The sequence below is a fragment of the Aeromonas sp. QDB25 genome, assembly GCF_027707725.1.
In the GTDB taxonomy this organism is placed as follows: domain Bacteria; phylum Pseudomonadota; class Gammaproteobacteria; order Enterobacterales; family Aeromonadaceae; genus Aeromonas; species Aeromonas caviae.
Map to the genome: position 1 here is coordinate 1 of NZ_JAPCIZ010000122.1, position 6,872 is coordinate 6,872.

Sequence of the window (6,872 nt, forward strand, 5' to 3'; positions counted from 1 at the left end):
ATATTTTAGCGGCGGGACACGCCGTTTTAGCCTGTGGAGGCGCGGTGCAATCAGGCCGCCCGATGAAGCAGGAACCCGGTACTGCGCGAGCAGCTATCACCCAGTAATGGGGATCCCCCTCCTGTGACGCGAAGCGCTAAGGTGGGGGAGGATGTCAATGATTGAGATGACGGGTACGAGTGGCTGGGTTCATCGACGCTTCCTCTGGATTTGACGGCCGCGAAGTCTACCTAAAAGTGGGGTTATTTGCAGCAAAGGGGGAACTGAATGCTGCTAATATCGTCAATCTGGCCGCCCGGTAGCGGGAAAAGAGGTCAGACACAGGGGGGAGGGGCTAGGTCCTGCTGCCGCTCTGGGGTAACATGCGCGCCTGCATGACATAAATCGGCCCCGTCCTCTCTCATCCGACGGAGGCGATGCACCTCTATATGACGGGTCTTCCATGAGATGGGCCCATCCGGATATTGAAAGAAGAGATCACCATGTTACAGATTGGCAAGATGAACACCCTGACCGTCGTCGAGATCGAGGAGCGCGGCGCCTGGCTGGCGGCGGGGGAATACGGCGAGCTGCTGCTGCCCAGGCGCCAGTTGCCGGAAGGCGTTGCCGAGGAGAGCGAGGTGTCCGTCTTCCTCTATCTGGATGCGGATTGCGAGCCGGTGATCACCACCGACAAGCCCTTCGCCATGGTGGGGGACATCGTCGGTCTCAAGGTGGTCAATGCCAACAAGATTGGTGCCTTCCTCGACTGGGGCATGAAGAAGGATCTCTTCGTACCAAGCCGCGAGCAGAACAAGCCGATGCAGGTGGGCCATGTCTATCTGGTGCACCTGATGCTGGACAACGAAGGGCGCATGGTCGGTACCAGCCGTCTGGAGCGCTTCCTGCGCATCGACCCCCCTTTCAAGAGCGGTGACGAGGTGACGGTGCTGCCGGGGGAACACACCCCCCTTGGCATCAAGGCCGTGGTCAATGGCCAGTACGCCGGCATGCTGTTCAAGAACGAGGTGTTCGGCCGCGTGATGACGGGCCGGCCGCTGACCGCCTGGGTCAAGCAGGTGCGCGAAGATGGCAAACTGGACCTGACCCTGCAAAAGCCGGGGCTGGCCCGGATGGATGACGCTGGTGCGCGCATCCTGCTGCGCCTGCAAAAGCAGGGGGGCAGCCTTGCGGTGGGAGACAAGAGCGAGCCTGACGTCATCTACAAGATGTTCAGCATGAGCAAGGGCACCTTCAAGAAAGCGATCGGCGGCCTCTACAAGCAGGGCAAGATCGTCATCGAGGAGCACAGCATCCGCCTCGTGGGCTCCGACACGCCGGCAGGGGACGAATAAGTTGCCGAGTCCCTGCATCGGTGACTGCCGGGCCAAAGAGGGGCTCTGCCTCGGTTGTGGCCGCACCGTGACCGAGATAGGCCAGTGGTCCACCATGGACAGCGAGGCCCAGCTGGCCCGCATGGCCGAACTCGATGGCTCGAAGAGCACTCATGCCTGCCCGGGCTGCGGCGAGCCGGCGTTCTGCGCCGTGTCGGCGGGGGAACCCATCGAGCGCTGCTGGTGCAACCAGCTTCCCGCGTTGCCCATGAGCGATGCCAGCGCCTGCTGGTGTCGCCGCTGTCTGGCCAAGGCCATCTCGGCACGCCCCTGACTCGGGCAGCGCAAAAAACGAAAAAGGCGCCTGGGGCGCCTTTTCTTATGCCTGTTGCTGGCGGTGCCAGCGGATATGCACGTCGTGCTCGCTCTGATCCCGTGGGAGGAGGAAGGTGGCGTAGATCACCTCGAACTCGTCCTGATGATCCAGCAAGCCGACCCAGACCTCGGCCCAACGTGCCATGTCCACCGGCTCGCCGAGTTCGGTCGACCAGTCGGCATTGGGCAGGGTTGCCTCCACCGCGCCACGTTGCTCGAACTCGAGGGTGATGTCGACGATTTGTTCGGGTGCCAGCATGTCGGCGGCCTGCTCCAGAAACTGATCATAGGCCCACTCGACCAGCTGATCCGGGCTACGTTGTTCCATGAAATCACTCCAGATACGTCCAGGTTCGCCACTTTAACAAGTATTGGGATGGGCAGCCAGCCCGGGGGCGGTGACGCCGTGCTGTCAAATGGCGGGATCAGGGGATAAGGTTAACAGAGCCGCCAGCAGGGGCGGCGTGACGGGGCGGCCTGGCAAGATGAAGCGACGACAGTACAGAAGGCAGATCAAGCGGCGGCGCGAAACCTGGTGGTGGCACTATCTGCCCCTTCATCGGGAAACCGTCGGCGGCCATCTGGGGCCCGCCTCTGATCCGCAGGATGGCGCTACTCTGTGCCGTGGACCCGGTTCAGGGTGACTTGCCCGAGTTGACCCATCTGACGACGGATCCAGGCCGAGCGCTGTTGCACATAGGGTGAGGGGGGCTTGACCCGATAACGCCAGGGATTGGGCAGGGCGGCGGCGAGCAGGGAGGCCTCGTAGCGGGTGAGGCGTATCGCCGGTTTGCCGAAGTAGTGCCTGGCGGCCGCCTCGGCGCCATAGATGCCGGGTCCGAACTCCACGATGTTGAGATACACCTCGAGAATGCGGGACTTGTCCCAGCCCAGCTCCATCAACAGGGTGAACCAGGCCTCTATCCCCTTGCGCAGGAAGCTGCGATCGCTCCACATGAAGAGGTTCTTGGCGGTCTGCTGGCTGAGGGTGCTGGCACCGCGCACCCGCCCGCTTTGCTGGTTGTGCCTGAGGGCCGAGCTGATGGCGTCCATGTCAAAACCGTGATGTTCGGCAAAGCGCTGATCCTCGGCGGCGATCACCGCCAGTTGCAGCTCCCGGGAAATCTGCTCAAGCGGCACCCAGTCGTGCTTCACCTCGGCCATCTTGGCAGGGGGAAACAGGGCGCGTTCGAGGCGCCAGGTCCACATGGGAGGGTCGATGAAGCGCAGCAGCGCGACCGAGACGATGGTGCTCGCAAAGGCGGCCAGCAGCAGCTTGCCGAGCCAGCCCAGCAGTCGCCGTCTGCGCGAAGGCCTCACGGGCTCGGGCCCGCCGTCCCAGTCATAGTGGCCAGGATCATCGGGATCCGGAATTATTGGGGCAGCCATTCGATGTGGCAGAACTTCTCGTCGACGCGGCGGGAGAGCAGCATGCGGGCAAACAGGTGCTCGTACTCTTCTTGTTCGTTGCCAAGGCCGACCCAGATCTCGGCATAGTCGGCGTCGCTCACCTCAAATCCCACGTCGGCCGCCCAGTCGTCGGCGGGATCGGTCTCCGCCAGCAGGCCGCGGTCGTTGAACTCCTGATTGAAGCGGACGATCTCCTGCTCGGGCAGGTTGTCGGAGGCCAGCTCCATGAAGAGTTCGAGGGCGGTGTCGAGCAGTTCCTCGACGCTGTGCATTTCGTCATTCAAAGACATAAAAGCCGTGTTCCAGATAAGGGGGGAGGGAAAGTCCGTCGGCAGCGCCTCGGGGTGCGCGGTATTCTAGCTGGCCCTGATGCCCTTGGCGAGATGCCGGGACGCCAGGCATTAAAAAACCGGATCCTGGGAAAGGATCCGGTCTTCATTGGGGGAAGGGGTCGCGCATGGTGCGTCAGCTCATCCCTTCTTCTGGTCGTCGGCGAAGGTGATGTTGAGCTCCAGCACCGACAATTCGTCACTCTTCTGATCAAGCTGGACGGTGATCTTGTCCGGGTCGATCTGCACGTATTTGCGGATCACGTCGAGGATGTCCTGCTTGAGCTGGGGCAGGTAATCCGGCCCCCCTCTGGATGAACGCTCGTGAGCCACGATGATCTGCAACCGCTCTTTGGCCAGTTGTGCGGTGTTCTGTTTCTTGTTGGAACGAAAATAATCCAATAATGACATGCTTAACTCCCGAACAGTCGGCTAAAGAAGCCTTTCTTCTCTTCTTCCAGAAAACGGAAATCCTTGGTGTCACCCAAGAGGCGGGCGACGGCGTCCTCGTAGGCCTGACCGGCATCGGACTCCTTGTCCAGAATGACCGGCTCGCCGGAGTTGGAGGCGCGCAGCACCGCCTGGGACTCCGGGATCACCCCGAGCAGTTTGATGGCCAGGATCTCCTGTACGTCCTGCACGCTCAGCATGTCGCCGCGGTTGACGCGGGTCGGGCAGTAGCGGGTCAGCAGCAGGTGCTCCTTGATGGGATCCTCACCGCGCTCGGCACGGCGGGACTTGGAGGCCAGGATACCGAGGATGCGATCCGAGTCACGCACGGAAGAGACTTCCGGGTTGGTGGTGACGATGGCCTCGTCGGCGAAATAGAGCGCCATCAGGGCGCCGGATTCGATACCAGCGGGGGAGTCGCAGACGATGTAGTCAAACTGCATCTCCGCCAGCTGATCCAGGATCTTCTCCACCCCTTCACGGGTCAGGGCATCCTTGTCCCGGGTCTGGGAGGCGGGCAGGATGAACAGGTTTTCGCAACGCTTGTCCTTGATGAGGGCCTGGTTGAGGTTGGCTTCCCCGTTGATGACGTTGACGAAGTCATAGACCACGCGCCGCTCGCAACCCATGATGAGGTCCAGGTTTCTCAGACCAATGTCAAAATCGATGACCACGGTCTTGTGGCCACGCTGGGCCAGACCGGTGCTCAGTGCCGCGCTGGTTGTCGTCTTGCCAACGCCACCCTTGCCCGATGTAACGACTATGATTCGCGCCATTCTCGCTTCCTTGTAACTCTATTTGATTCGGTCTATACGAAGTTGTTCATTGTCGAGCCGGATATGGACCGGCTCTTGTATCACGCCTGCAGGCAATGCATCGCTGAGCTGGAAGGTGCCCGCGATGGAGAGCAGCTCGGCCTGCAATTGCTGGCAATAAATGCGGGCCTTGGGATTGCCCTTGGCCCCTGCGATGGCTCGGCCACGCAGGGCACCATAAACATGGATGCTGTCATCGGCGATGACTTCGGCGCCAGGGCTCACCGAGCCCAGCACCACCAGCGAGGTGCCGGCTGCATAGATCTGCTGACCGGAGCGCACCGGGCCCACGTGGACCTTGCTTGCCTCCACGGGCGCTGGCACCGGGGGAACCGGTGCGGCCTCCACTGGCTTGGGCTCAGGTGCTGGCGGCGTCGGCTCAGGTTCTGCCTTGCGGCTCTTGCCTGACACCATGACGGCGAGGCCTGCCGCCTTGGCGGCCGTCTTCATCGCCTCGTCCCGCGCCCCCGTGATCCCGACCAGCACGAAGTCTTCCGACTCGACCAGCTCCCTGAGCTGTTCGAAATCGGGGATCGCCTCGAGGCGTTCCACATTGAGGACGAGGGGGGCACAATTAAAAAACTGGGGGGCCTGCGCGACCTTGGCCTCCAGCAGTTGTCGGATCCGGGCCGGATTGCCATCGCTGAGATGCAACACAGAAATAGTGAAGGTGGTCCCTTTCAATTCGTTATCGCGTTCAACCATGAATCTTCCCCGAACCGAGACGGTAATACGTTATTGTTATTCAATTCCTGATGTTATAGTTTGCCACCACCAGAGGCAATAAACCCGTCGGATTATATCAATTTCCATGTTGTGTGCAGTCTATAAAAGTCGCAAAAAAGCCGAGACCTATCTCTTTATTGAACGAAGAGAGGACTTTTCCCGTGTTCCCGAGGTGCTGATGAGTACCTTCGGGCGTCCCGAACTGGTCCTGATGACCAAGCTGGACCCGGCCAAGCCCCTGGGGCTGGCCTCCACGGAGCGGGTGATGGCCGCCCTGAAGAGCCAGGGCTTTTATCTGCAGGTGCCACCGCCACCGGAAAACTTGCTGGAGCAGCACAAGGCGCAATTAAAGGGTGCACGATGAGGGCTGGGCGGCTGGCACTGCTGTTGTCAGGCGCCCTGTCGGGATCGCCGGTGCAGGCCGGCCCCGATTTTGACCAGTACGTGGCGAGCCTCAAAGAGCAGGCGCTGGCGGCGGGCATGTTGCCCGAGACGGTGAGTGCGGCCTTTGCGGATGTACATCTTGTCGATGCTGCCATCAGGCACGACAAAAATCAGCCGGAATTCAAACTGACCCTGGACACATATATTCCCCGGGCGGTGCCGGAATGGAAAGTCAAGCAAGCCCAAACCTTATATCGCCAGCATTTGCCGCTGCTTACAAAAATAGGCCGGGAATATGGGGTTCAACCCCGCTTTATTGTTGCCTTGTGGGGAATTGAAACCAATTTCGGCAAAATAACCGGCCATTATCCCCTTATCTCTTCTCTCTCGACCCTGGCCTGGGACGGTCGCCGTGAAGCCTTCTTTAAAGGCGAGTTGTTCGATGCCCTGCGCATTCTGGAGCAGGGACATGTGAACCCCGCCAACTTCAAGGGATCCTGGGCGGGGGCCATGGGACAGGTGCAGTTCATGCCCTCGTCATTCCTGCGATACGCGGTGGATCAGGACGGGGACGGCAAGAAGGATCTCTGGGGCAATCTCGCGGATGTATTTGGATCGGCTGCCAATTATCTGAGCCAGAACGGCTGGCGTGAAGACCAGACCTGGGGACGGCGGGTGAGGGTGCCAGAACGCCTGGACCCCGCCTTGCTGGGGCTTGATACCCGCAAGTCCCTGGCGACCTGGCAGGCCCTCGGGGTTCGCCAGCAGGACGGCTCACCTCTGCCTGTGGTCGACATGCAGGCCTCCCTCATCCGCCCTGACGATATTCACGGGCGAAGCTACCTTGCCTATGACAATTACCGGGTACTGCGTCACTGGAATCGCTCCCCCTATTTCGTGGTGGCCGTCGGCACCCTGGCCGATCGCATCGTGAAATAGCTCTCCCCCGTTCTCCTGTCACGGTAATCCCCCCATTTTTTGGAGCACTCAAAAGTAGAGGTCATGCGGCCTGTGCCAAGCGCTGTTTCGGCGTGTAGCCGCCCAGCGCCATATTGGGCCGCTCATGGTTA

General features: G+C 60.9%; 10 protein-coding genes. 4 read left to right on the forward strand and 6 right to left on the reverse strand.

What is annotated here, in order from left to right:
* Positions 1-464: 464 nt before the first annotated feature.
* Entirely contained in the window at positions 465-1,334 is an 870-nt protein-coding gene (locus tag PG883_RS22040) for a CvfB family protein (RefSeq protein WP_010674641.1), read from the forward strand.
* Position 1,335: 1 nt separating this feature from the next.
* Positions 1,336-1,647, forward strand: a complete 312-nt coding sequence (locus PG883_RS22045) for a DUF1289 domain-containing protein (protein WP_010674642.1) — start codon at positions 1,336-1,338, stop codon at positions 1,645-1,647.
* 45 nt (positions 1,648-1,692) lie between these two features.
* Here the strand turns inward: PG883_RS22045 and PG883_RS22050 are convergent, their stop codons facing one another.
* The 6 genes from PG883_RS22050 to minC all read right to left on the reverse strand — a co-directional run bounded on the left by PG883_RS22050 (position 1,693) and on the right by minC (position 5,397).
* Positions 1,693-2,016, reverse strand: a complete 324-nt coding sequence (locus tag PG883_RS22050; protein WP_010674643.1) for an HI1450 family dsDNA-mimic protein — start codon at positions 2,014-2,016, stop codon at positions 1,693-1,695.
* Between the two features lie 284 nt (positions 2,017-2,300).
* Positions 2,301-3,008, reverse strand: coding sequence for a monofunctional biosynthetic peptidoglycan transglycosylase (gene mtgA / locus PG883_RS22055; protein WP_029314490.1), 708 nt, complete (start codon positions 3,006-3,008; stop codon positions 2,301-2,303).
* Between the two features lie 53 nt (positions 3,009-3,061).
* The gene (locus PG883_RS22060) at positions 3,062-3,388 is read right to left on the reverse strand and encodes an HI1450 family dsDNA-mimic protein (protein ID WP_029314491.1); all 327 of its coding nucleotides are present in this window, start codon (positions 3,386-3,388) and stop codon (positions 3,062-3,064) included.
* A 180-nt stretch (positions 3,389-3,568) separates the two neighbouring features.
* The gene (gene minE / locus PG883_RS22065; RefSeq protein ID WP_010674646.1) at positions 3,569-3,838 is read right to left on the reverse strand and encodes a cell division topological specificity factor MinE; all 270 of its coding nucleotides are present in this window, start codon (positions 3,836-3,838) and stop codon (positions 3,569-3,571) included.
* 2 nt (positions 3,839-3,840) lie between these two features.
* The gene (minD, locus tag PG883_RS22070) at positions 3,841-4,653 is read right to left on the reverse strand and encodes a septum site-determining protein MinD (protein ID WP_010674647.1); all 813 of its coding nucleotides are present in this window, start codon (positions 4,651-4,653) and stop codon (positions 3,841-3,843) included.
* 18 nt (positions 4,654-4,671) lie between these two features.
* Positions 4,672-5,397: a septum site-determining protein MinC gene (minC, locus tag PG883_RS22075; protein WP_029314493.1), complete on the reverse strand. Its 726-nt coding sequence runs from the start codon at positions 5,395-5,397 to the stop codon at positions 4,672-4,674.
* A 106-nt stretch (positions 5,398-5,503) separates the two neighbouring features.
* Here minC and PG883_RS22080 point away from each other — a divergent pair, with 106 nt between their 5' ends.
* Positions 5,504-5,782 carry a YcgL domain-containing protein gene (locus PG883_RS22080; protein WP_029314494.1) on the forward strand — a complete coding sequence of 93 codons (279 nt, stop codon included), beginning with the start codon at positions 5,504-5,506 and terminating at the stop codon, positions 5,780-5,782.
* Positions 5,779-6,741 (forward strand): lytic murein transglycosylase, encoded by a 963-nt coding sequence (locus PG883_RS22085; RefSeq protein WP_052816494.1) that lies wholly within the window; start codon positions 5,779-5,781, stop codon positions 6,739-6,741. Before PG883_RS22080 ends, PG883_RS22085 begins: the two co-directional genes overlap by 4 nt.
* Positions 6,742-6,872 lie beyond the last annotated feature (131 nt).